Genomic DNA, 22051 nt, shown 5'->3' on the forward strand with positions numbered 1-22051 from the left:
CTCCTCCGCGCCTACAAAAAACCACCTGCCGCGCAAGGCGCGGCAGGTGGTTTTGTTCTCTTATTGTCCAGTGAGGCCTTAATTGCCTAAGATGCTGGCCAGGTCTTCTTCGGCCTTGCCGATGGGGGTCAGGTTGAACATGTCCACCAGGGTGTTCAGCACCGTATCGCTAAAGAAGGCGGGCAGGCTCGGCCCGATGTAGATGTTCTTAATGCCCAGGGCCAGGAGGGTAAGCAGGATGCAGACGGCCTTCTGCTCATACCAGGATAAGACCAGGGTCAGAGGCAGGTCGTTCACCCCACATTCAAAGGCTTCCGCCAGGGCGAGGGCCACCTGAATGGCGCTGTAGGCATCGTTGCATTGGCCCATGTCCATCAGGCGCGGCAGGCCGCCCAGGCTGCCCAGGTCTAAATCGTTAAAGCGGAACTTGCCGCAGGCCAGGGTCAGGACCAGGGTATCCTCCGGCGTGGCCTTTACAAAGTCGCTGTAGTAGCTCCGCCCCGGCTTAGCGCCGTCACAGCCGCCCACCAGGAAGATATGGCGCAGGTCGCCGGATTTGACGGCGTCGATCACCGTACCGGCATGGGCTAAAACCGTATCCCGGGCAAAGCCGGTGGTCATGGTGTGGCCGCCGTTGGCGCCGGTCTTTTCCTGAAGGCTGTCATACCCGCCCAGGGCCTTGGCCTTGGCGATGACGGCAGAGAAGTCCTTATGCCCGTCGGCATCCGCTTCAATGTGGGGGACATCCGGCCAACCGACCACGCTGGTGGTAAAGAGGGCCTCTTGGTAACTGGGACGGGGCGGCATCAGGCAATTGGTGGTGTAGAGCACGGCACCGGGGATCTTGTCAAATTCCTTTTGCTGGTTGTTCCAGGCGGTGCCGAAGTGGCCCTTCAAGTGGGCGTATTTCGCCAGTTCCGGATAGCCGTGGGCCGGGAGCATTTCCCCATGGGTGTAGACGGACACCCCGGTGCCCTCGGTCTGTTCCAGCAACATTTTCAGGTCGAGCAGGTCATGCCCGGTGACGACAATAAAGGGGCCGGGCTGGATGTGGGTGGATACCGTCTTGGGGGTCGGCTTGCCGTAGGTTTCCGTATTGGCCCGGTCCAAAAGGGCCATGGTGGTCAAGTTTAATTTGCCGAAGTCCATGAGCAGGTTCAGCCATTCGGGAACGCTGTGGTCCTCCAGCAGGGCCTTTAAAAATTCGCCGCAGCCCTGGTAGATGGCCTCATCTTCATAGCCCAATACTTTCGCATGCTCTGCATAGGCGCTCATGCCCTTTAAGCCGAAAAGCAGGGTCGACCGCAGGCTGACAATATCCCCATCGCCATGGAAGAGGTCATGCGGGTCAACGGCATCTGCTCCTGTGGCGCCGAGGGCATCGGCCTGGGCCCGGTAGGCCGCATTGTACCGGCGGATGGCCGCTTCATCAAAGCTGACATTGGTAACGGTCAGGAAAAGGCCTTCAATAAATAGGCGGCCAATTTCGCGGCTGATGGGGCCCTTGCGTAAGGCGGCCCGGGCCAAGCGAATCAATTCTGCCAGGGTATCGTCCTGAGCGGCGGCGATGGCCGGTTTTTTGCCGCAAACCCCGGAAACGGTGCAGCCTTTACCGCCGGCGGTCTGCTCGCATTGGAAACAAAACATTTGGTCTGTCATAAAATGGTCCTCCTCAAAGTTGACTGTCAATCCACACCTCTTGCTTTTGACATCATTATAGCCCTTTGCTACAATTATTTATGTAACAATTGTTACGTTTTTAGGAAAGGATTGTAAAAAATGCAACTTGGTCCTTATACTTTACAGAACTATTCCCTCTTTCAAGACTGTAAGGACGATGAGGTCTTGCGGTTCCTCACCTGTGTCATGCCGCGTGAGGCGCATTGGTCAAAAGGGGCGGTCCTGCACCAGCAGGATCATCCTCTGACGGACATTCTCCTCCTCTTGGACGGGCGGTTGGCGCTGACCCGGATCGGCGCAAGCGGCCAGGAAGTCCGCGCCGGTGACCTGGAGACCGGCGCCCTCTACGGCCAGGCCACCGCCTTTTCCGACGACCAGCTGGAAGGGTTCAGCATCACCGCCCTGACAGAGGCGACCACCCTGGCCTTCCCTGCCAAGGCCTTTTACCAGCAGTGCGCCAACACCTGCAGCGCTCACCAAAAGGTCATCCGCAATATGATTCGCGACCTGGCCCGCCAGGCCAAGGTCTTGACCAATAAGGTCGGCTACTTGTCCGCCGGCAGCCTGCGCGGCAAAATCGCCCTTTTTCTGTTACAGGAAGGCATTGACACCCCTGCCGGTGACCCCTTCACCCTGCGCTACAACCGGGAAGAAATGGCGGAAGCCCTGGCGGTGGCCCGTCCCTCCCTGTCCCGCGCTTTAACCCAAATGAAAGAAGAAGGCTTGATTGACTATGACCGCAAGGTCTTTCGCATTTTGGACCCCACTGCCTTGGAGGTGATGACCTAATGGAAGCCCTGATTGTCAACCTGACCGCTTGGGAGGACCGGCACGGCGCCCCGGTGGCAGCGGCCACAGCCCCCCTTAAGCCCTACCGCTTAAAATCCTGGTCAAAGGCCCGCAACATTTGCACCCCGGTGGCCCTCTTGCGCCTTCTGGCGCCCACGGCCGATGACCGGTTGGCCCAAGACTTGATGGCGCAACTCTTGCCGCTGGCCAGGCGCCGCGGCTGGCTCCCGCCCATCGGCACATTTTTCTTCACCGTCCACCCCATGGCCCGGGCCTTCGGCCGGGCCCTAAAGGTCTCGGTCAAACCGCAAACCCGCCTGGCCGGTTTCATCTTTTTTCGGAAGGCTTGCCAGCGACTTATCCGTGGCCAGCTCAACCGGTCTCACGGCCTGGTCTTGAGCACCGTGACCGGTCCCTGGCGGCGGCACAGCCTGGTCATCTGCAGCTACCGGGCCTACGCTGACGGCGCCTTTCTCATCCAGGTCCAGGACGGCTGGCAGGCCGCTCCCCAGTGGGTTGACTTCGCCGCCCTCTGCCGCCGCACCCCCCTGAGCGTCACCGCCTTGTACGCCTAAGGTCCCATCGCCCCACACCCAACCTAGAGGAGGTTTTTATGTTACCCATCTGGCCCCTTCTTGTCATCGTCAGCGCCAATATTCTTTATAACCTGGCCACCAAGGAAATCCCGGCCCAGGCCCCGCCCTTCTTAGCCCTTTCCCTGGCCTATGCCGTGGCCTTTGCGGTCAGTCTTTCCGCCCACTTTCTCAGCCACCGGTCCGATGGGGCCTCCCTCTTGGCCGGTTGCCAGCAGTTAAACGGCGCCAGCCTTGTCCTCGGCCTGTCCATCGTGGCCTTGGAGGGGGGCTATATTATGCTCTACCGCTGCGGATGGCCCATGAGCCTCGGCTCGCTGACGGCCAATATCCTGCTCGCCCTGGCCCTCTTGGCCATCGGCGCCTTTTTTTACAAAGAAAACTTGAGCCTCCGGTCTGCCGGCGGCATCGTCCTCTGCCTGGTCGGCCTGGCCTTAATTTACAGCAAGGGTTAAAAAAATAGCAGCCGCCCGCGTCCTTGCGGGTAGCTGCTATTTTTATGCTTATTTGATCCGGCCCTTGTTTCTATAAGGGTCAGGTCTCATCGGCCTTATAGGCGTCTGCCGCCGCCTGGGTATAACGGGCCCGTTCGCCGCCGATAAGCTTGGGCCGGCTGAAGGCACAGGCGACCTGGGCATTGCCGACTTGACGGTGGGCCAGGCGCATGGGGACCGCCACCGGACGCATGTGCATACCGATCATGGTCAGGCCGATGTCAATGCCATAGCCGGCCCGGTGGGCCAGGTCTTCCACCACCAGGGGGTCCCGCATCCGGTGGTAGGCACAGGTGGCCATGGAGCCGCCGGCCCGGTAGTGGGGGACGACACTGACTTCCGTCAGGCCTTCTATGACAGCTGTTTCCCGGGAGACCACCAGGGCCCGGTTTAAATGTTCGCAACACTGGAAGGCCAGGCGCAGGTGGTATTGGTTGGCAAAGTCATCCAGGACCGGGTAGAGGACGTCTGCCACCTGGGGGCTGCCGGCCTTGCCGATGCGGCGTCCCTGGACCTCACTGGTGGAACAGCCGATGACAAAAATGTCGCCGCTGCGGGGGGCAGACCGGTCCACCATATCTCTCAATACCGCCTTTAAATCACTTGCCAGCCCTTCCGGCGTCCACACGTCCGTCATCACAATTCGCCCCTTTCAATGGCAGCGATTTCACCGACGCGCCGCTCATGCCGGCCGCCGGCAAAATTTGCCGCCAAAAACGCATCAACAATATCCAAGGCCAGCCCCGGGCCGATAATGCGTTCACCCATGGTCAGGATGTTCGCATTGTTGTGTTCCCGCGCCGCATGGGCGGAAAAAGTGTCGTGGCAGAGGGCGGCGCGGACGCCCGGCACCTTATTGGCGGCAATGCCAATGCCGATGCCGGTGCCGCAAATGAGAATCCCCAGCGCCGGATCGCCGGCAGCCACATCTTTGGCCAAGGGCAGGGCAATGAGGGGGTAATCGCAAGACTCGGACGAATCTGTCCCGTAGTCCACCACCTCATGCCCCAGGTCTTTCAAGTGGGCAACGATTGCCGTTTTCAAATGGATCCCGCCATGATCGGCGCCAATTGCAATTTTCATCCTACATCCTCCTTAGGAAGTGTCTCTAAAAGCGCCGCCACAGCAGCGTCAATTTCCCGATAAGCCCGTTCGTAGTCGGCATCGCTGCCGCCGAAGGGGTCGCTGATGTCTTGTCCGGCCAGGGGCCTGATCCGCCCTGCCGCCTGCGGAAAGGCTTGGCTGAGCGTGGCCGCCTGGGCCGCAGTCATGGTTAAAATTAAATCTGCCGCCGCAATGTGGTCCGGGGTCAATTGCCGGGCCTGGTGGGCCGCTGCCGTCAACCCGTGACGGGTCAGAGCTTTTTCCGCCCCTTCCGATGCCAGCGCGCCAACCGCGGCATAAAGGCCGCAGGAGGCCACGGCTAAACCTGCATAGCGGTCCGGCGCTTCAGCCATCCGGGCCAGGGTAATGGCCGCAGCCATGGGGCTACGGCAGGTATTGCCGGTACAAACGTATAATATATTCATAGGTCACCCTCCTCATAGGGGCGGCTTAATTTGTTAATCCGATTGGCTACCGCCAAGCCCATGCCCCTTTCATCATAAGTGGCTATCAGCATGACGGCACAACCGGCCGCCTCCAGCCGGCGCAAGCCATCAAAAAGCCGCGCCGCCGCCAATTCAGGATGGGTCTTTGGCCCCAAGTTCCAAACCAGCACAGACGGCGAAAAGGGGGCCAAGGCATTCAGGCTCTCATCGTCCAGCAAGAGGCCGACGGTCTCCCCTTCATGGGCCGCCAAAAAGGCCCGCGCCGTTTCCAGGGTCGCATTCGGCAGGCGAATGACGGGGACGTTCGGCGCATAATGCCGGTACTTCATGCCCGGCGCTTTAGGCCGCTCGCTCTGCTCCGGGTCCGCCACCGGTCCCACCACCCCTTCCAGGGCTTCGCGGGTAATGCCGCCCGGCCGCAGCAAGGTCGGCGGGGTCACCGATACATCCACAATGGTCGATTCTAGGCCGACATCCGTCGGACCGCCGTCAATCACCCCGGCAATGGCCTCCCCGAAATCCGCCTGCACATGCCAGGCCAGGGTCGGCGACGGCCGGCCACTTTTATTGGCAGAGGGCGCCGCCAAAGGCCTGCCCACCGCTTCAATCAATTTCTGCGCCACCGGATGGTCCGGCCAGCGGACCGCCACCGTATCCAGGCCGGCGGTCACCACATCGGGCACAAGGGGGCGTCGTTTTAAAATCAGGGTCATCGGTCCCGGCCAAAAAGCCTTGGCCAGACGCGCCCCCGCTTCCGGCAGCGGTTCCGCGATCTCCGCCAGCATCTCTTCATTTGCAATATGTAAAATTAAAGGATTATCCTGGGGGCGGCCCTTGGCGGCAAATATTTGCGCGCAAGCCCTGGCGTTTAAGCCATCCGCCCCCAGTCCGTAAACGGTCTCCGTGGGAAATGCGACCAATTCACCGGCCTGCAGCGCCGCTGCCGCCGCCTGAATATCCTCATCTTGGCTTCCCTGCCACATGATGCCATCTCCTTTAACACTGGTCTCTCCCTAGTATAAGCCATGCCTGAACCGCCTTCAAGCCTTTCACCCGGCTTCCCCAAAAGCAAACCGCTCGATGGACAAATCAGAGATTCTTTTCAAAAAATATCCCTTCTACAGTTGACAAGGACAGCCCGGTCTGATAAATTAGCATTGTAGTTAGCTGTACCTAACAAAAGGAGCGCCGATGTTTGAGCAGAGACTTATTTACTACTGTGCCCCTACCCTGGCCGGTCTGAAAACCGCGGGGCTTTTTAACACCCACGGGATTCCGGATGCCATTGTCAAGCAAGAAGCAAACCGGCTCACAGGGCTGCTGGCAGACTGTGGACTGGCCTTACGCCTCTTCGCAAAAAAGGATCGTGCCACGCTGGTTTATTTATATCGAGAAAGCGACTTGGCGCGTGACCTTGCCAACCCTGACGTCCGGGATTTTTTATTGACTTATGGCTACCAACTAGAAACGATTGACACGGCGCTGGACAGTTTAGCAAAGCGCATACAAACCTGTCCGGCCTTTCCGCATGAAGTGGGCGTGTTTTTATCTTATCCGCTGGAAGATGTGAAAAGTTTTATCGCATTGGGCGGCGCCCAATGTCTCTTATGCGGGCATTGGTGTGCTTATTCGGAAACGGAAAATGCACAACTTTGCTTCAATCGTTACGATCGCTGCAGTCACTGTTATCGCAATTTATACCGCCGCGGCCGCCGGCTTCCGGAATTGGCCGTAGCCCGCTAGAAAGGACAATGTCAAATGAGTAAAATCACCATCGTTTATTGGAGCGGTACCGGCAACACTGAAAATATTGCTAATCTGGTTGCCGCCGGCGCCCGGGAAGCCGGTGCAGAAGTCACCATGTTGCAACCCTGGGATACCAATGCAGAAGAATTGGCCGCTTGCGAAAAAATCGCCTTCGGTTGCCCGGCCATGGGTGACGAACAATTGGAATCGGAAGACTTCCAGCCCTTATGGGATTCTGTCAAAGACCAGCTGAAAGATAAGAAAATCGTCCTCTTCGGCTCTTACAACTGGAATAGCGGCGAATGGATGGACCTTTGGGCCCAAGAAGCAAGCCAACTCGGTGCCAATTTGGTGGCCGACGGCTTAGCCATCTTAGATTCTCCGGAGGCCGGCTCTGACGAAGAAGCTGCCGCCAAAGATTTGGGCGCCGCATTAGCAAAGGCGTAAACGAAATAAAAATTGAGGGTCTCTGGCAAAAGAAGGGTCTCCTGACAAGGTCCTTTTGCCAGAGACCCTTTATTGGCAGCGGGAAAGGCAAGCCCGCCTATAGAAAAGCCGTTGGATAAGACAGCTGTCACTGTCTATCCAACGGCTTTTTTCTAATCGCGGCAAACAAGTCGCCTTTATTTGAATAAACGGCCCAGGGGGCAGAGGCATTTTTTGCACAGGCCTTGGTCGCGGACGGATTTAACCGCTTCTTTACCGACGCTGGCGGCAGAGCCGGCGCCTTGGCTGAGTTGCGCCAAGAGGTCTTCCTTGCGCAAGTGGGTAACGGCTTGTTTGGCGGTTTGCAGGGTCCGACGGCGGTTGGGCAAAAGGCTCATAATCAACAGGGTAACAAAGGTCACCAGGGCCACACAGATGGCCAGGGCCACTTTGCCATCAATGCGTTCCTGTTCTTCTTTCATAATGGTATTACTGGACGGGTCTACGACGTATTGTTTCATAATGGTCTCCTTTTTCTCCTCTACTTGTGACGGCCACGCAGCACTACAAGAATTTTGCCCTGGTCCAAATAGGGGCGGTAGCTGTTGGCAATATCGCGCAGGTCTGCTTCTTCCGGCGGCACATCACCGACGGCCATGGTTGGCAGGTCGGTCCGCTGTTTTTTCCATAATTTCAGATTCAGGGCGTCAAAAGCCGGTGCCGGCTCAGCAGGGGCCGGGGCTTCTTCCCCTTCTTCCACCGCTACCGGGTCTGGGGCAACGGGTTTGCCGTCTAAGAGTTCAGCTTGGCGGCGCGATACCATCAGCACTGCACGTTCTAAGGCTTCTGCCGGCAGCGCATCCAGGCCGTGTTTCAAATGTTCCGGGGTATCGTATTGAGCATAAACAGTTGTATACATCCCTTCCACTCCTCTTCAATGATAACTCTATTTTAATATTGTGACGATTATATGTCAATCTTTACCCGTTTTTTCGGGGATCGGCTAAGTTTTTCGGGTATAGGAAAGGTAAGACACAGGCAGGTTAATAAGGAGGACCCCTATGACTGACCCCATTCATTTTAACAACAATCGTTTTTACCTGGGCGATGACCCGGACACGGCGCCGGCCTACTTGGACATTGTCCCGGCGGGAAATCGCGCGGTGCGGGCAACCCACACCTTTGTCAGCGACAGCTTGCGCGGGCAAGGCGTGGCCAAGCGCTTGCTGACGGCCTTGGTTGAGGAGGCCCGGCGGTCTGATTGGCGCATTATTGCAGACTGCAGCTACGTGGCGGATGCTTTTGCAAAAGCCCCGGACCTTTACGAGGATGTCCGGCTGTAAGCGGGCTTTGCCCTAAACCGACCCCTTGCGGTCGGTTTTTTGTCAGCTGTCAACCGCTTGAAAGCGCCCGGAAAACGTGCGACAATATGACAAAAAGAAGCGCAAAGCAGAGAGGGGGAGCGCTATGGCGTCAACGGAATTTAACATTAAAACAGCGTCCCGCCTGTATTACGGCGGCTATTACGACCGGCTGGTGGAAGCCCGGGAAGCACTGGAACTTTTATTCGGCGAAATGGAATACGAATTGCTGAATAAAAACGGGCGCAACCCGATTGAGTACATTAAGGCCCGCATAAAAACGCCGGCGTCTATGGAAGAAAAGTTGGCCCGGTTGAACAAGGACGGGCTGCGCCTGGGGGCCCAAGACCTTTTTGACGGTTGCGGCACCCGGCTGGTTTGCACCTTTATTGACGATTGCTACACCATTAAAAGTTGGCTGGCAGCCCGGCCGGACCTTATTTTGGTGGCTGAGAAAGATTACATCCGCCACCCAAAGCCTTCCGGCTACCGGTCCTACCACTTGCAGGTGCGGGTGCGCACGGACATCGGCCAATGGATCAATGCGGAAATTCAAATCCGTACCATTTCAATGGACTGCTGGGCCACCTTGGAACATCATTTGCGCTACAAAAAGCACCTCTTAAACGAATCCATGATGGCTTCCGAACTGAAGCGGTGCGCCGATGAACTGGCCTCAACGGACATTAACCTGATGATCATACGCGACCGCATTGTTTACGATAAGGAGGACGATTCGGATGAGACTCTTACTGGCCGATGATGAACGGGAGTTGACCCGGGCTTTAGAGGTAATCCTGTCCCATGAAGGCTATGAGGTCCAGGTGGCCGATGACGGCCGAGAGGCCCTGGCTTATGCACAAGCCGAGGCCTATGACGGCTATATTTTTGACATTATGATGCCGGTGATGGATGGCATCACCCTCCTGGAAACCCTCCGCGCCGCCGGAGACCAGACACCGGCTATCTTTTTAACGGCCAAAAGCGCCACGGACGATACCATTCGCGGCCTGGACGCCGGCGCCAACGACTACCTCACCAAGCCCTTCGCCATGGGCGAGCTCCTGGCCCGGGTCCGGGCCTTGCTGCGGCGCGCGGAAAACGCCGCCCCCAAGGAGCAGGAGGTCCACTGGGCCAATGTCCTCCTGGACTGTCGAAGCAACATGCTCCAAGGCAGCACCATGCGCCTGGCCCTGGCGCCGGACGAGGCCAAGCTCCTGCGGTCCTTGATCGAACACGCCGGCCAGCCCATCGCCCACAGCGAACTCCACCGGATGAGCCTGCCCAATGCCAGCGCCGATACGCTGAGCCTCTACCTGGACTACATCCAGCAAAAACTGGACTTCGTCGGCGCCGCCGGGCACTTGGTCCGGGATAACGGCACCGTCTACCTAAAGGCGGACCTATGATTCGCCGGTTGCGCTGGCGCTTTATTTTTTCCGCCATGAGCGCCCTCCTCTTGGTCATGATGGTCCTCTTGGGCGCGATCAACGGCCTGGCCTACTGGCAGAACATCGATAAAATTGACGGCCTTATCGATTTAATCGCCACCCATGAAGGCCGCTTGCCGCAAAATATTCATGCCGCTGACGGCAAGCTGCGGAAAGAGTTGAAACTGAGCGCCGAAACCCCTTATGAAACCCGCTACTTTACCGTCCGCTTAAATGGTGAAGACCGCCCTTACGCGGTCAACTTGAGCAATATTGCCGGCACCGGCAGTGACCGGGCAAAAATATTGGCCCGCATGGCCCTCAACAGCGATAAGCCGCGCGGGTCTTTAGATCATTTCCGTTACCGGGTCATCCAGGAGGGCAAGGGCAAGCTCTTGATTTTTTTGGACACCCAGAATGAGGCCAACTTGCGCCGGGAATTTATCCGCAACAGCCTGTCCGTCTCCATTGTCGCCTTTTTTGCCACCTTTATCTTGGTGGTCCTTTTTTCCAAACGCGCCGTTCAGCCGATCATTGATAATCATAATTTACAGCGCCGCTTTATCAGTGATGCCGGCCATGAACTGAAAACGCCCTTGTCGATTATTTCTGCTAATGTGGACATCCTGGAACTGACCGGTGGCCAAAGCGAATGGACGGAAAGCATCCATCGCCAGGTGGACCGGATGAACAGCCTGATTGGTGAATTGTTAAAGCTCTCCACCATGGAGGACCGGGCCATGAGGCCACGAGACTATGAACTCCAAGATCTTTCTCAAATCACAGAGGAAATCGCCGAATCCTTTCAGCCGGTGGCCCAGCACGATAAAAAAGCGCTGGCCATCGCCATTGAGCCAAATGTTCGTATCTTAGCCGACGGCCAGAGCCTGGCCAACCTCGTTTCCGTCCTGGTGGACAACGCCTTAAAATATTCTCCTCAAGACAGCACGGTGGAGATTGCCCTCCACAGCCACAACCGCCAGGGGGCCCGCCTGTCTGTGAGCAATACCTGCCTGAACCCGCCCAATGTGGCCGAATTAAACCGCCTCTTTGAGCGTTTTTACCGCGCCGACCCTTCCCGCGCCAGACAAAGCGGCGGCTTTGGCATTGGCCTGTCCATGGCAAAGGCCATTGTCCAAGCCCATAAAGGCCAGGTGACCGCCGACTTGCAAGATGACCGGATCACCTTTACCGTCCTCTTGCCTTAACCGGCAAGTAACCCCCATCACTGCAAAGAACCTCCGCAAGCGACAAGGGGACGCCTGCGGAGGTTCTTCTTATGCGATTCTTAGCGAGACGAGGACGGGCGATCGGTCCGGCTGTGAGGGTCATCGTTTTTCCGCTGCTTGTTCAAGCTGCGGAAGCTGTCTGCGCGGGGTAGGGTATCGACAAAAGACTGCGGTCGGTCTATGCCGGCATAGCGGTCGCGGCCGGCTGACGAGGACATCCTCGCCCCATCAGACGAAGACGACCGCCGGTCTGTCGGGGGAATCTTCCGGCCGGAAGGCCCCATGCCCGGTTGCCGAGAAGCAGCCGCATGGCTGACCGGACGCCGCGCCGCTTGTTCCTGCCGCTGGCGGTCTGTCGCCGGTCGCTGGGTCCCTGTGGACGGCCGGTCTGCCGGAGGCCGCCGGTTTGCCCGCTGCCCCCCTGTCCCGGCGGCGCCTGAAGCGGCCGCTTCAGGGCGATGGGGTTCAAAGCGTTCCCGGGTCACATCGCGCCGCACCTGACGGCGGCTGTCTGTCCGGGACCGGTTCTTGCGGGTCCGCTCGCTGCGGATGTCCACCAATAAAAGCCAGGTGATCAATGCCGGCAAGGCATAAAGGACAAAGAGCGCCACCGAGGCTGCGAAGGACACCACGCTGAAACTCACCGTAGCGGTGGTTTTAAAGTTGGGCACAGAGGCCGCCACCGCCAGCACCGAATATACAAGAGGAATAATGAGTCCGAGGAAAAGCCGACGCTGACGGGCCAGGATATTTTGACCAGAGACCCCAACCACAACCAAGACCACAATAATGGCAAACGTTACGAGCGATTTCAACCAAAACACATAAAAGCCCCCTTTCTGAATAGCTTTTTTTGTAGTATATCATACTTTATGGGCGCATTAAAGTTTTGTAAAAGGGCCTGAGCCTATTGCGCCAAATGGCCGTTGACGGTAAACTAAGGGTACGATAACAAGATGATTTGACCTGCAAAGGAGTTGACTTATGAAACACAAGAGCTTATACCTACCGTTTAAATGTTTGCTCAGTTTGATGGTTTGTTTGGCGTTGGTCCTTTTGCCGGTGGCCGCTTTGGCGACAGACCTGCCGACCAGCGCTGCGGTCCCGGAAGGGTCCTCTTCCGCCGCGGGCAGTGTCCCAACCACCACCACAGAAACTGAAGGGGGCACCGTTTTTCGCAGCGGTTCTACGGTAACCATCTCTGAAGACATCAACGGCAACGCTTTTGCCACCGGCGAGACCGTCACCGTATCCGGCACGGTCAAGGGGGATGTCTTTGCCGCCGGGAACCGGGTCATTATTGACGGGGTCGTCACCGGCAATGTTTTTGCCGCCGGCCGCAGCGTTCACCTGGGCCCGCAGGCGGATATTCGCGGCGATGTTTACCTGACCGGCCAATCCCTCTCTGCCTCTTCTACGGCAAAAATTGCCCAGGAAGCCTATCTGGCCGGGCAAGATTTAACCCTGGCCGGGACGATTGGTCGCCAGCTCTGGGCCTCCGGCGAAAAAATAAGGATTGACGCCCTGATTAAAGGTGATGCCAAAGCTGAAGGCGATAAGGTCAGCTTACACAAGGGCAGCGTCATCGGGGGGAATTTTACCTACAGCGGTAAATTGACCCAAGAGCCGGGCGCTAAAATCAAGGGTGACACCATCCAGTTGCGGACATCCACCGGTGATAAAAACACCCCTCTGGATATGTTCTTTGCCTTTTTGGAAACATTCCTGGCCGCCTTCGGCTTCTGGCTGATCATCCGCCTGGGTGCCCGCAGCGCCTGGCCAAAGATGACCCGTCCCTTCTTCCGACGCCCGGTGAAAAGCCTGGTCATTGGGCTCTTGCTCACCATCGGCGTCCCCCTCTTTGCCATCCTTTTCTTCTTTACGATTAAAGGCATTCCGCTGGCGCTCACTTTTATGGCGGTTTACATCAGCTCCGCCAGCTTGCCAGCCTTTGTCCTGGCCCTCTTCTTGGCCGCCCTTTTCAGTGCCAAAAAAGATTGCCGCGGCACCGCCAGTCCCCTTTTGATGATCCTTATGATTCTCATCCTGGCAGGGGTTCAGACGGGCGCAGGCTACCTATCCGGCGTCGGCCAGATGGTCAATATGGTCCTCGGCCTGCTTAGCCTCTGGCTCTTCTGGTCAATGGTTGCCGCTTGCTTTATTGCGGCAAACGATGCCGACGATCTGGCAGATGACTTGGCCGCGCTCCAGGCGGAAGAAGCCCAGCCGGCAGAAGAAACGGCCAGCCCGAAAGAAAACCCGGTCCCGGCGGCTGAGGTCACCCGCCGGGAAAAACCGCTTGCGCCGACGGTCGATGACCACGATAACGATGCCACCCGCATCAATATCCCGATCGACGAAAGGGCTCATGGCCGCCGGTCAGACAACCCCGTCGAACCGATGGACCCTAAAAATCCTTTAAGCGGCAGCCACGACGCCTAAGCCCATGCTTGGACCAAGCGGTCCTTACGCAACCACCCCAATAAAAAAACGATGCAGTCTTCAAGGCTTAGAGTGACCCCATAAAGTTGGACTTAATCGAGCAAGCATTTCGCTTGCTCGATTTTATTTTACATAACATTCCTTCTATGCAGATGTCATTCGTTCACGGTATTGCTTCGGACTCAGGCCTCCTAACTTTTCCTTGATTCGATCGTTGTTGTAGTAACGGATGAAGCCTTCGATAGGCCGGACAAGCTCTTCCCGGCTTCGGTAAACGTAGCCATCGTAGATTCCTCTTTTCAGTAGACTGAAAAATTCTCCATGGGTGCGTTGTCGTAGCAGTTGCCTTTTCTCGACATGCTCTGAAAGATGTGATGTTTTTCAGCCTGGCTTGATAGGCCGTTATTTGCTAGCCCCAGCCGCGATCGGAGTGGAAGGTGCGCCGGTAAGGGACAGAGGCGTTAAAGCGTCGATGGATGCGATATTTCTTGATTTTGCCAACGACGCCTTTGTAGGCGCTGTATTTCTTGTATTTCCTGCCATAGGAAGGGACTTGAAGGCCCATGACCTGGACCAGTCGTTGAACTTTCTTTTTGTTTGCCACCCAACCACGGTTCTTCAGTTCCAGGTGGATCCTTCGATAGCCATAGTCTTTGTGGTCCTGCCGAATGGCCAGGATGTCGTCTTTTAAAGCTTGGTCTTTATCTTCTCTGCTCCACTTTTTCTGCCAGTACATAAAGGTGGATTTTGGAAATTTTATGGCGGCAAGAATCTCTGTTAGTTGGATTTGTAATTGTTGACCCTGTTGCTACTTGTCAAGGACTTTTTAATCAAAATCATCTTTTTTTTCGTCCGATTTTCTCCGAAATTCCCTCAACATTATCCTTTTTAGTTTATCTTGCATAGTTTCACTGCTTTTATCATTAAAATGGACAATCACCTCCTAAGTGGTCTTTCCAATCTTCTTTATCGTCTTTGTTCCTGTAGTTTGTTCATTTCTTTTTTCTTGCATATTTTCTCCTTTCTTTGCAATAAAAAATGACGATTAGTGATTTTTTCCAATCGTCATTAGCTAATATCCATTCATTTCTTTTCTATTTTTAATTATCCGTATCTATTTCCTTAATCTTTTTCTCTATTTCTTCGATACTCGGCAAACTGCTCTTATATTCTGATTCAAGCAATTTAGTAATCTCATATTTGCTGATACCTATAGGTTGTGATATTTGTTCTAATGAATATTCACAAACAACATCGTTTTTATCTTTACAAATAAGAAGTCCAATCGTAGCATTATCTCTATCGGTTTTTAGCTCTCTATTCACTGCTGTTACATAGAAATTAAGCTGTCCTAAATGTTCCGGCTTAAACTTCTCCGCTTTCAATTCTATAACAATGTAAGAATGGAGTTTCAAATTGTAAAACAGCAAATCAATATAAAAATCATCGCCATTTATATTTAAGTGGTATTCTTTGCCGATATAAGCAAACCCCTCGCCAAGTTCAAGCAAAAAATCAGAAATCTTGTCAACCAGTTCTTTTTGAAGTTCTCTCTCATCGTATCCTTCACGAATGGTAAGAAAGTCAAAATGATATGGATCTTTTAATGTCTGTCTTGCAAGATCTGATTGCAAAGCGGGTAACCTTTTTTCAAAGTTTGTTATAGATTTTCCTTCTCTGCCATATAATCCGCTTTCTATTTGATGTTCAAGTACATTCCTGCTCCACCCGTTCTCAATGGTTTTATTAACATAATAGATGGCTTCATCAATGGTCTTGCACTTATTTATTATTCTTTGATTATGTCCCCATGGTATCTGTTTAATATGGTTAATCACTCTTTCATCAAATTGGGCTACAGCCTGCAGCCCTTTTGATTTGCTGTCGTTATTTTCTATTTCGGCTACACCTTGTAGCCCTTTCATATAAAATGAATACCATCTTCTGATATACTTAATATTTGTTTCAGAAAAACCTTTCATATCAGGAAATTCTTTTTGTAAATCTTTAGCTAACGATTTTATAAAGGCATCTCCCCATGAATGTTGTTCTTGATTTTTTACAATGTATTCTCCCAAAGTCCAATATAAATCTAGCAACTCATAATTTACCTTTATTGCAGCTTTAAGTTGGCTACTTCTTACTTTCTCTATGAGTATGCAAACTTTTGGTTTCCACTGTCTTTTTCTCCTTTATCTGTTTTTAGTTTTGGAATTTTACTATCCTAATGTTCAGGGGGTATCTTCGCTCCCTTTTTCAAAGGGCGCAAAGATACACCGACTATACTCGGTGCTTTGCGTTCCTGCGGAAAGCTATTCGCTCCGCTAAGGAAATAAAAACGCTAAAGCATTTTTATTTATTCAAAGGGGCTACTCCCCCTTAGACCCCTGTGAACTTTGCTTTTTGTAGATTTTTCAAATCCACAAAAAAGCAAAGTGTTAAAATGTTTCTCACTTTGCTCCATCTCAGTTTCTAATACATTTTTGTGTTTTCTTCTTCAAGATTTGGTTTTTCTTCTAATGAGATTTCTTTTTCTCTTAAATGAATTTCTGTAAGTTCTTTTAACTTTTCTCTATTTCGATTATCGGAAAGTACATAATCTAAAAAGGCATAGATTAAATCATTATCTGTATTTTCTTCTACTCCGGTTATCTGTTTTTCAAATTTCTCAAACACGCCACCTTTTTCTACTTTTCTTTTCGTATCGGCACTTCTTTTCAGTTTACTTTTTTTCTGTTTTAATAGCTTAATCTTGTTTTCCGCCTGTTCTTTTTTCTTGGTTTCTTTTTCTAACTGGCTCATTACATTTTCTAACTCTTTCATTTTTCATTCCTCCGTTTCAATATTGTTACGTTCCAAATAAAGAAAGGCTAAGTACCTTTCTTTGATACTTAACCTTTCCCATCTCTTTAGAATTTATCTTCTAAAAGTTTTCTTAGTTTTTCTAAAATCTTATCCCTCCTTTTCCCAATTGCTTGATAGCTTACTTTTTTCTTTTTTGCCAATCGACCTTAGACTTTCTTCTTTGTAGAAAATGGCTTCTATCAACTCTCTTTCTTTTTTTGTGAGTGTAGCTAATGCCTTGTTTAATTCTTCAATTTGCATTTTGACTTCTACAATTTTTTCTAAGTCTATTCTTTCATCTATGATGTTGTCTACAAAGTGTCCGTCATAATCCAGTGCTGAAAACGGTATTACATTGTTTTTCCAATCTTTCTTGATAAGGTATTTTTCATGCTCGGTTATCTTCCAATAGGCTTTATATACTTCTTCACTGACCTTAATCGCTTTTCCTTTGACATAAAGGTAGTAATCCTTTTTATCCATTGTGTATTCCTCCTTTTCTGTTCTCTGATTTTGCTTTTTGAGAATAAAAAAAGAGGACTTCTACACTTTGGCGTAAAATGTCCTCCGAATTGAAAAGAGTTTACCTTTTCTTTAGATGTATTTAATTGTTTGAGAGAATAGACAACTATAAGGCAAATAGAAATTTTTGTTATCTATTTCTTTTGTATATAAAGATTTTTCCATTTTAATCACCCATCCCTTATAGTTAAACAATATTCATACATCAAACCTTTCTAATTTTTTATTTTGTCTTTTAAGCTACCTAAAACTGTTTGTAATTTGTTGTTTTCCCATCTTCTTAAGTCCATTAAGCATTAAAAACAGTCCTAACATAATCATACTAAAGTCTACGATAGGTTCTGTCCACCAAACTGCTGACGCTCCAAACACCTTTGGAAATAGTAATATTGCAGGAATAAATAAAACTAACTGTCTAAGCATTACAATCATGCCTGCTTTTTTTCCATCTCCTATGGATTGGAAAAATGTAAGTGTCATAATCATAATTCCATATAAGATGAATGTAGAATAAAACATCTTAAAATTTACAACACCAACTTCAATAATCTCCCTTCTCACACTGAATAATGATAGTAATTTTTCTGAACAAAACATTGATGGTATCCATGAAGCTGCTGCAAGAATTGTTGCACCATACATAAAAATCTTCATCGTATCTTTTACTCTTCCGTATTGTTTTGCTCCGAAATTAGCTCCAATAACAGGTTGTAAGCCTTGACTCATACCCCACAGTGGAATAAAGGAAAACATATATAATCGCATTGTAGCAGACATCAAAATTCCCCAATCATCTCCTCCATACGCAAAGGCTTGCTTAAACAAAAATGTTTGCTGTACTGCAAATAAAATTTGCATCATCATTGCTGAACTTCCTATACTGAACATTTCGCTATAAATTGCCTTGTATTTTTGAATTTTATGGATACCCACAAAAGCACTTTTCTTTGAAAAATAGTGGAATGTCAATATTGCTTGTACAATTTGAGATATTACAGTTGCAATAGCTGCACCTTCAATCGCATATTCACCCATCAACTTCATAAAAATAGGATCTAAAATAATGTTTAATATAGCTCCCGCTCCCATAATCATCATTGATTGCTTTAATGCACCTTCGCCACGCATTGTCATATTTCCCGCTTGAGCAAAATTCACAAATATAGAGCCAAAGAAAACTATTCTTAAATATCTCACACCAAGTTCTTTAATATTTCCTTTAGCTCCTACCAAATCTAAAAAATGAGGTGCAAAAACCAAACCCAATATCGTGATAATTACAGAAAAAAATATTACCCAGTAACAAAAATTCCCGAATATTTTATCTGTCGTTTCTTTATCGCCCTTTCCGATTGCTCTTGATAGTATTGAGGCACTTCCAACGCCAATCAATGCCGATATTCCTCCATTTATAATCGTTAAGGACATAGATACACTAATGGCTGACATAGCATAATCACCAATGAGCCATCCTGCAAACACACCATCCATAAATGGATACAATCCTATGACAATCATCCCGATTATTCCGGGAATTGCCAACTTAAATAACAGTTCTTTAGGACTTTTGGTTAAAAGTTGTGTTTTCATATCTTCTTTCATCGTATCATTCTCCTTTACCTATATTTATTTCACAAACTCATATACTTTTCCGTTACATCTATCTATAAATTCATAATCGTGTGTGATTATGATAATTATCTTTCCTTGTTCGGTCATTTTATTAAGAAATCCAATCAAAATATCCATCTGCCTTTTACATAATCCGCTTGTCGGTTCATCGAAAATTATGATGGGCTTCCTGCTCAGCATTGACATAGCAAGTAATAATCGTTGCTTTTCACCTCCCGATAATGAGTTTGGGTGCATTTCTTTTTTATCAAATAAGTCTACCCTCCTCAAAATTTCATTTTTTAATTCATCCTCTTTAGTAATAGTTGAAATTTCTTGCCATACAGATTCTGTAAAAAGTTGATAATTAACATCTTGCATAATCGCAAAAATATTTTCACATCGTTTTTTTACTTTTACTCCGTTATAAAACACCTCTCCTGTTCCTCTTGTCAGCCCCATCAGCAAATTGATAAAAGTGCTTTTCCCAACACCATTTTGACCAATGATGAAATTGATACCGGATTCAAAGGCAATACTGAAGTCAAAGATTTCCTTTCTTTCATATTTTTTTTTGAAATTCAAACAAGACAATGCTTTACAATCAAGATCTGAAGAATTTTTCTTTAACACTTCTACTTGCTTATATTTCCTGCTTAAAAAATTGTTTTTAGAAATCGCATTAAAACTCCTTAGATTGTGTTTTTCAGAAACCTGTTCAAAGAAATCATCACAAAACTGCTCTTTTGTGTATTCTTTATAAGTTCCATTTTCTATCACACACAATTTATCAAGCATATCTTTCAGATAAAACAATCTATGCTCCACAATGATGATAATTTTCTTTCTTTTTTTCAGTTCCATAATGGCATTCTGTAAATGCTCTATTGCAACCTGATCTAAGGAAGATGAGGGTTCATCCAACAAGATAATTTCATTTTCAGAAATCCCACAAGCTGTTACTGCAATCAACTGCTTTTCGCCTCCAGATAGTTCAAAGATATTCCTATCTAATAATTCCTTTGTACCTAAAACCGCTGAATAATACTGAATTTTATCTAAAATCAAATCTTTGTCTATGTTTCTATTTTCCAACTGAAAAGCCAGTTCATCGGTTGAATTGATACAATAAAATTGTGTTTTAGGATTTTGAAACACTGTAGATATAAATTTAGATCGTTCCAATATTGTCAAGCCAAACAATGATTTTCCGTTAAATACAATATCTCCTTCTAATTCTGCATTATTGTATTCCGGAATGATTCCATTGATAACTTTTAGCAAGCTACTTTTTCCTGTTCCTGAATGTCCTGTAATGACGGTTACTTCACCGGGTTTGAAAATCATATTTATATTTTTCAATATGCTTTCACCGTCAAAACCCACTGTTAAATTTTGTAATTCAAGCATATTTTCCCCTTATATATAGATAGATTATCCATGCCATTATTAAGAAAAACATAAAGTCAACAAGTCCCATATATGTTTCACTAATACTTGTTCTCTTTTGATTTACAGCCAACCCTTTCGTCATAGCTGATACCGTCAAATCATCTGCTGCCTTTGATAAGCACATCAATAATGGCACTAATCTATATTCAAATAATAAAATTGGACTCTTTATTAACTTTTTAAGCGTCAATCCTCTCAAACGCATAGCTTTTTTTATATTACTATAATCAATCCTTGCAGCATAAAAGAAACGTACCATTACCGTCAAGGGAATGGCTATTTCATCTGGACATTTCATTTTTTTTAATGAGTAAATGCTTTCTCCAACATTTGATGTAAGTATGGTATATCTCCCCATCAAAAATGCGGGGAGAATTTTTTTAATAACCATCACTATTATCAATAAAATTGCAACCACAGGATTGTAATTAAGCCCTATCAGAAATTTATCAGCAGCATAAACAAACAAAAGAGTAGCCACTCCAATAATAGCTACTCTTATATATTTTGCGTTAATTAAAAGTATTATCGGAATTGTGGATATTAAAATGGCTTGCACGAAATACTTTGTTTGAATATTGCCTAATACCATCACATATGAAAGAACTATCGTCATAAAAAGCTTTGTACGAAAATCAAGTTTGATTATCATCCTAACTCTCCATGAAATCTTATTTTTCCATACCGGTTTTTTTGAAGTGTTTTTTTAGAAATGCCATTCCAATGCTACAACCTATATATGCACCGATAATTCCTACTATTGCCATTACAACAATAATCCAATTTGGCATAACACTAAGCATCTTATCAATGAACTCTTGATCGTATCCTTGTTCTAACATTTGCTTAATATATTCATTTCTTGATATAAAAATTGGGAGCCAATTTCCTAACGTGCAAAGAGGAGCAATTGAAAATGCCAATCTTGCTTTCTTTACATTGGTATATTCTCCTGATTTCAAAATTATTTCAGCAATAATACCAGCGATAACAGCCGTTAATAATGCCCAAGGTCCATGTCCCATAGCAACATATATCAATGCAATCAATAATGATTGAATAAAAATCATTCCTCTTTTTTTAATTTTGGTAGAATATAGCATATTTACAGGTCCTACCAAAACTCCCTGTGCAAATGGGACAACCGGCATTAAAACCGGAATCATTGCTAAAAATGATCCAATCATCATAAATATGAATCCTAATACGGAAAATAATCCTATATTGATTAAATCCTTTACCTCTAATCGTTTGCTCATTTGAAACCTCCTAATTGTTTTAATTTTTCTTTTCTACATCAACAATATAATTTATCATTGTTTCTTTTATATATCGTTTATGCTCGCTATAAGACTTTCTCGCACCTAAAATTTCTGAACTTAATATCAATCCATTGATATAATTCACTAAAAAACCGTCACCAAATATATCTGCTTTAATTCCAAGCTGCTTGGCGATTAAACTTAGTTCATTAGTCGTATTAAGTTTCAATTCTTGATACAACTTTTCCAAATCCTCATTATATTTTTTTGCCTGTAAAAGGAGCGTATATAATCTCATCAAATCTGTATCAGCCAGTGACTTATCAACCAAAATATCACCCATTTGCTGATATTTATCTTTGCCTCGATTATTTTCCAAATACTCATTTATCAAGCTGTTTCTGTAATCATTACCATCAAGCATTAAGTCTTTAAGCATTTCATTTGTACTTGCATAATGATGATAAACACCCCCTCTACTCATACCTATCTCTGTAATGACATCTTCCATCGTTGTGCTTTGAAAGCCTTTTGTTAAAAAACATTTTTTTGCAGCTTCTCTAATTTTCTTTTTTTTGATTTGTCCTACTTTTTGTTTTTCTTCTTTCAAAATGAAGACC

Annotated in this window: 29 protein-coding genes; 10 read left to right on the forward strand and 19 right to left on the reverse strand. The window is 48.6% G+C overall.

Annotated elements, in window-relative coordinates; genetic code table 11:
• Nucleotides 1-78: 78 nt before the first annotated feature.
• Entirely contained in the window at nt 79-1659 is a 1581-nt protein-coding gene (gene hcp, locus BLQ16_RS06710) for a hydroxylamine reductase (RefSeq protein WP_091791977.1), read from the reverse strand.
• Nucleotides 1660-1779: 120 nt separating this feature from the next.
• Here hcp and BLQ16_RS06715 point away from each other — a divergent pair, with 120 nt between their 5' ends.
• The 3 genes from BLQ16_RS06715 to BLQ16_RS06725 are packed head-to-tail and all read left to right on the forward strand — an operon-like array spanning nt 1780 to nt 3517.
• Nucleotides 1780-2469: a Crp/Fnr family transcriptional regulator gene (locus BLQ16_RS06715; protein WP_091791978.1), complete on the forward strand. Its 690-nt coding sequence runs from the start codon at nt 1780-1782 to the stop codon at nt 2467-2469.
• Nucleotides 2469-3044, forward strand: a complete 576-nt coding sequence (locus tag BLQ16_RS06720; protein WP_091791979.1) for a hypothetical protein — start codon at nt 2469-2471, stop codon at nt 3042-3044. The genes BLQ16_RS06715 and BLQ16_RS06720 overlap by 1 nt, the downstream gene beginning before the upstream one ends.
• A 38-nt stretch (nt 3045-3082) precedes the next feature.
• Nucleotides 3083-3517 carry a hypothetical protein gene (locus BLQ16_RS06725; protein ID WP_091791980.1) on the forward strand — a complete coding sequence of 145 codons (435 nt, stop codon included), beginning with the start codon at nt 3083-3085 and terminating at the stop codon, nt 3515-3517.
• A gap of 79 nt (nt 3518-3596) precedes the next feature.
• Here the strand turns inward: BLQ16_RS06725 and BLQ16_RS06730 are convergent, their stop codons facing one another.
• Genes BLQ16_RS06730 through BLQ16_RS06745 form a run of 4 tightly spaced genes read right to left on the reverse strand, consistent with a single transcriptional unit; the run spans nt 3597 to nt 6089 of the window.
• Nucleotides 3597-4193, reverse strand: a complete 597-nt coding sequence (locus BLQ16_RS06730) for a TIGR01440 family protein (protein ID WP_091791981.1) — start codon at nt 4191-4193, stop codon at nt 3597-3599.
• A complete protein-coding gene (gene rpiB / locus BLQ16_RS06735) occupies nt 4193-4639 on the reverse strand; it encodes a ribose 5-phosphate isomerase B (RefSeq protein ID WP_091791982.1) in 447 nt (148 codons plus the stop codon). Before rpiB ends, BLQ16_RS06730 begins: the two co-directional genes overlap by 1 nt.
• On the reverse strand, nt 4636-5085 hold the full coding sequence (locus tag BLQ16_RS06740) for an arsenate reductase/protein-tyrosine-phosphatase family protein (RefSeq protein ID WP_091791983.1): 450 nt from the start codon (nt 5083-5085) through the stop codon (nt 4636-4638). The genes rpiB and BLQ16_RS06740 overlap by 4 nt, the downstream gene beginning before the upstream one ends.
• Complete coding sequence (locus BLQ16_RS06745; protein WP_091791984.1) at nt 5082-6089, reverse strand: L-threonylcarbamoyladenylate synthase; 1008 nt, start codon at nt 6087-6089, stop codon at nt 5082-5084. Before BLQ16_RS06745 ends, BLQ16_RS06740 begins: the two co-directional genes overlap by 4 nt.
• 208 nt (nt 6090-6297) lie before the next feature.
• On the opposite strand from BLQ16_RS06745, the gene BLQ16_RS06750 reads away from it, so the two are divergent.
• Together BLQ16_RS06750 and BLQ16_RS06755 are read left to right on the forward strand one after the other, a co-directional pair.
• A complete protein-coding gene (locus BLQ16_RS06750; protein WP_091791985.1) occupies nt 6298-6849 on the forward strand; it encodes a DUF3793 family protein in 552 nt (183 codons plus the stop codon).
• Between the two features lie 15 nt (nt 6850-6864).
• Nucleotides 6865-7299: a flavodoxin gene (locus BLQ16_RS06755; protein WP_091791986.1), complete on the forward strand. Its 435-nt coding sequence runs from the start codon at nt 6865-6867 to the stop codon at nt 7297-7299.
• A 176-nt stretch (nt 7300-7475) separates the two neighbouring features.
• On the opposite strand, the gene BLQ16_RS06760 is transcribed toward BLQ16_RS06755, so the two are convergent.
• Nucleotides 7476-7799, reverse strand: a complete 324-nt coding sequence (locus BLQ16_RS06760; RefSeq protein ID WP_091791987.1) for a hypothetical protein — start codon at nt 7797-7799, stop codon at nt 7476-7478.
• Between the two features lie 20 nt (nt 7800-7819).
• On the reverse strand, nt 7820-8197 hold the full coding sequence (locus tag BLQ16_RS06765; protein ID WP_091791988.1) for a hypothetical protein: 378 nt from the start codon (nt 8195-8197) through the stop codon (nt 7820-7822).
• 142 nt (nt 8198-8339) lie between these two features.
• Between BLQ16_RS06765 and BLQ16_RS06770 the strand changes: the two genes are divergently transcribed.
• The 4 genes from BLQ16_RS06770 to BLQ16_RS06785 all read left to right on the forward strand — a co-directional run bounded on the left by BLQ16_RS06770 (nt 8340) and on the right by BLQ16_RS06785 (nt 11277).
• Nucleotides 8340-8621: a GNAT family N-acetyltransferase gene (locus BLQ16_RS06770; protein WP_091791989.1), complete on the forward strand. Its 282-nt coding sequence runs from the start codon at nt 8340-8342 to the stop codon at nt 8619-8621.
• Nucleotides 8622-8745: 124 nt separating this feature from the next.
• A complete protein-coding gene (locus BLQ16_RS06775) occupies nt 8746-9402 on the forward strand; it encodes a GTP pyrophosphokinase (RefSeq protein ID WP_091791990.1) in 657 nt (218 codons plus the stop codon).
• On the forward strand, nt 9380-10048 hold the full coding sequence (locus BLQ16_RS06780; protein WP_091791991.1) for a response regulator transcription factor: 669 nt from the start codon (nt 9380-9382) through the stop codon (nt 10046-10048). Before BLQ16_RS06775 ends, BLQ16_RS06780 begins: the two co-directional genes overlap by 23 nt.
• The gene (locus BLQ16_RS06785) at nt 10045-11277 is read left to right on the forward strand and encodes a sensor histidine kinase (RefSeq protein ID WP_091791992.1); all 1233 of its coding nucleotides are present in this window, start codon (nt 10045-10047) and stop codon (nt 11275-11277) included. The genes BLQ16_RS06780 and BLQ16_RS06785 overlap by 4 nt, the downstream gene beginning before the upstream one ends.
• Nucleotides 11278-11357: 80 nt before the next feature.
• Here the strand turns inward: BLQ16_RS06785 and BLQ16_RS06790 are convergent, their stop codons facing one another.
• Complete coding sequence (locus BLQ16_RS06790; RefSeq protein ID WP_091791993.1) at nt 11358-12122, reverse strand: hypothetical protein; 765 nt, start codon at nt 12120-12122, stop codon at nt 11358-11360.
• A gap of 160 nt (nt 12123-12282) precedes the next feature.
• Here BLQ16_RS06790 and BLQ16_RS06795 point away from each other — a divergent pair, with 160 nt between their 5' ends.
• Nucleotides 12283-13740, forward strand: coding sequence for a bactofilin family protein (locus BLQ16_RS06795; protein WP_091791994.1), 1458 nt, complete (start codon nt 12283-12285; stop codon nt 13738-13740).
• Nucleotides 13741-13884: 144 nt separating this feature from the next.
• Here BLQ16_RS06795 and BLQ16_RS09935 read toward each other — a convergent pair whose 3' ends face one another.
• From BLQ16_RS09935 to BLQ16_RS06850, 11 genes are all read right to left on the reverse strand, one after another.
• On the reverse strand, nt 13885-14082 hold the full coding sequence (locus tag BLQ16_RS09935; RefSeq protein WP_091792032.1) for an IS3 family transposase: 198 nt from the start codon (nt 14080-14082) through the stop codon (nt 13885-13887).
• Nucleotides 14083-14149: 67 nt separating this feature from the next.
• Nucleotides 14150-14476, reverse strand: a complete 327-nt coding sequence (locus tag BLQ16_RS06805) for an IS3 family transposase (RefSeq protein ID WP_091791995.1) — start codon at nt 14474-14476, stop codon at nt 14150-14152.
• Between the two features lie 90 nt (nt 14477-14566).
• On the reverse strand, nt 14567-14680 hold the full coding sequence (locus BLQ16_RS09940; protein ID WP_091791996.1) for a hypothetical protein: 114 nt from the start codon (nt 14678-14680) through the stop codon (nt 14567-14569).
• A 160-nt stretch (nt 14681-14840) separates the two neighbouring features.
• Complete coding sequence (locus BLQ16_RS06815) at nt 14841-15899, reverse strand: PDDEXK nuclease domain-containing protein (protein ID WP_091791997.1); 1059 nt, start codon at nt 15897-15899, stop codon at nt 14841-14843.
• 313 nt (nt 15900-16212) lie between these two features.
• The gene (locus BLQ16_RS06820; RefSeq protein ID WP_091791998.1) at nt 16213-16563 is read right to left on the reverse strand and encodes a hypothetical protein; all 351 of its coding nucleotides are present in this window, start codon (nt 16561-16563) and stop codon (nt 16213-16215) included.
• A gap of 129 nt (nt 16564-16692) precedes the next feature.
• Entirely contained in the window at nt 16693-17067 is a 375-nt protein-coding gene (locus BLQ16_RS06825; RefSeq protein ID WP_479724471.1) for a sigma-70 family RNA polymerase sigma factor, read from the reverse strand.
• A 279-nt stretch (nt 17068-17346) separates the two neighbouring features.
• Nucleotides 17347-18708, reverse strand: coding sequence for an MATE family efflux transporter (locus BLQ16_RS06830; protein ID WP_091791999.1), 1362 nt, complete (start codon nt 18706-18708; stop codon nt 17347-17349).
• A 24-nt stretch (nt 18709-18732) separates the two neighbouring features.
• Nucleotides 18733-20127, reverse strand: a complete 1395-nt coding sequence (locus tag BLQ16_RS06835) for an ATP-binding cassette domain-containing protein (RefSeq protein ID WP_091792000.1) — start codon at nt 20125-20127, stop codon at nt 18733-18735.
• A complete protein-coding gene (locus BLQ16_RS06840; RefSeq protein ID WP_009525613.1) occupies nt 20120-20821 on the reverse strand; it encodes an energy-coupling factor transporter transmembrane component T in 702 nt (233 codons plus the stop codon). The genes BLQ16_RS06835 and BLQ16_RS06840 overlap by 8 nt, the downstream gene beginning before the upstream one ends.
• A gap of 19 nt (nt 20822-20840) precedes the next feature.
• Nucleotides 20841-21428, reverse strand: coding sequence for an MptD family putative ECF transporter S component (locus BLQ16_RS06845; protein WP_091792001.1), 588 nt, complete (start codon nt 21426-21428; stop codon nt 20841-20843).
• Between the two features lie 19 nt (nt 21429-21447).
• On the reverse strand, nt 21448-22041 hold the full coding sequence (locus tag BLQ16_RS06850; protein WP_009529548.1) for a TetR/AcrR family transcriptional regulator: 594 nt from the start codon (nt 22039-22041) through the stop codon (nt 21448-21450).
• Nucleotides 22042-22051: the final 10 nt, after the last annotated feature.

This window comes from Peptococcus niger (assembly GCF_900101835.1).
In the GTDB taxonomy this organism is placed as follows: domain Bacteria; phylum Bacillota; class Peptococcia; order Peptococcales; family Peptococcaceae; genus Peptococcus; species Peptococcus niger.

Coding starts and splice junctions, on each gene's coding strand:
- hcp (WP_091791977.1), bottom strand. CDS start 1,659: ATGACAGACCAAATGTTTTGTTTCCAATGCGAGCAGACCGCCGGCGGT.
- BLQ16_RS06715 (WP_091791978.1), top strand. CDS start 1,780: ATGCAACTTGGTCCTTATACTTTACAGAACTATTCCCTCTTTCAAGAC.
- BLQ16_RS06720 (WP_091791979.1), top strand. CDS start 2,469: ATGGAAGCCCTGATTGTCAACCTGACCGCTTGGGAGGACCGGCACGGC.
- BLQ16_RS06725 (WP_091791980.1), top strand. CDS start 3,083: ATGTTACCCATCTGGCCCCTTCTTGTCATCGTCAGCGCCAATATTCTT.
- BLQ16_RS06730 (WP_091791981.1), bottom strand. CDS start 4,193: ATGACGGACGTGTGGACGCCGGAAGGGCTGGCAAGTGATTTAAAGGCG.
- rpiB (WP_091791982.1), bottom strand. CDS start 4,639: ATGAAAATTGCAATTGGCGCCGATCATGGCGGGATCCATTTGAAAACG.
- BLQ16_RS06740 (WP_091791983.1), bottom strand. CDS start 5,085: ATGAATATATTATACGTTTGTACCGGCAATACCTGCCGTAGCCCCATG.
- BLQ16_RS06745 (WP_091791984.1), bottom strand. CDS start 6,089: ATGTGGCAGGGAAGCCAAGATGAGGATATTCAGGCGGCGGCAGCGGCG.
- BLQ16_RS06750 (WP_091791985.1), top strand. CDS start 6,298: ATGTTTGAGCAGAGACTTATTTACTACTGTGCCCCTACCCTGGCCGGT.
- BLQ16_RS06755 (WP_091791986.1), top strand. CDS start 6,865: ATGAGTAAAATCACCATCGTTTATTGGAGCGGTACCGGCAACACTGAA.
- BLQ16_RS06760 (WP_091791987.1), bottom strand. CDS start 7,799: ATGAAACAATACGTCGTAGACCCGTCCAGTAATACCATTATGAAAGAA.
- BLQ16_RS06765 (WP_091791988.1), bottom strand. CDS start 8,197: ATGTATACAACTGTTTATGCTCAATACGATACCCCGGAACATTTGAAA.
- BLQ16_RS06770 (WP_091791989.1), top strand. CDS start 8,340: ATGACTGACCCCATTCATTTTAACAACAATCGTTTTTACCTGGGCGAT.
- BLQ16_RS06775 (WP_091791990.1), top strand. CDS start 8,746: ATGGCGTCAACGGAATTTAACATTAAAACAGCGTCCCGCCTGTATTAC.
- BLQ16_RS06780 (WP_091791991.1), top strand. CDS start 9,380: ATGAGACTCTTACTGGCCGATGATGAACGGGAGTTGACCCGGGCTTTA.
- BLQ16_RS06785 (WP_091791992.1), top strand. CDS start 10,045: ATGATTCGCCGGTTGCGCTGGCGCTTTATTTTTTCCGCCATGAGCGCC.
- BLQ16_RS06795 (WP_091791994.1), top strand. CDS start 12,283: ATGAAACACAAGAGCTTATACCTACCGTTTAAATGTTTGCTCAGTTTG.
- BLQ16_RS06805 (WP_091791995.1), bottom strand. CDS start 14,476: ATGTACTGGCAGAAAAAGTGGAGCAGAGAAGATAAAGACCAAGCTTTA.
- BLQ16_RS06820 (WP_091791998.1), bottom strand. CDS start 16,563: ATGAAAGAGTTAGAAAATGTAATGAGCCAGTTAGAAAAAGAAACCAAG.
- BLQ16_RS06825 (WP_479724471.1), bottom strand. CDS start 17,067: ATGGATAAAAAGGATTACTACCTTTATGTCAAAGGAAAAGCGATTAAG.
- BLQ16_RS06830 (WP_091791999.1), bottom strand. CDS start 18,708: ATGAAAGAAGATATGAAAACACAACTTTTAACCAAAAGTCCTAAAGAA.
- BLQ16_RS06835 (WP_091792000.1), bottom strand. CDS start 20,127: ATGCTTGAATTACAAAATTTAACAGTGGGTTTTGACGGTGAAAGCATA.
- BLQ16_RS06840 (WP_009525613.1), bottom strand. CDS start 20,821: ATGATAATCAAACTTGATTTTCGTACAAAGCTTTTTATGACGATAGTT.
- BLQ16_RS06845 (WP_091792001.1), bottom strand. CDS start 21,428: ATGAGCAAACGATTAGAGGTAAAGGATTTAATCAATATAGGATTATTT.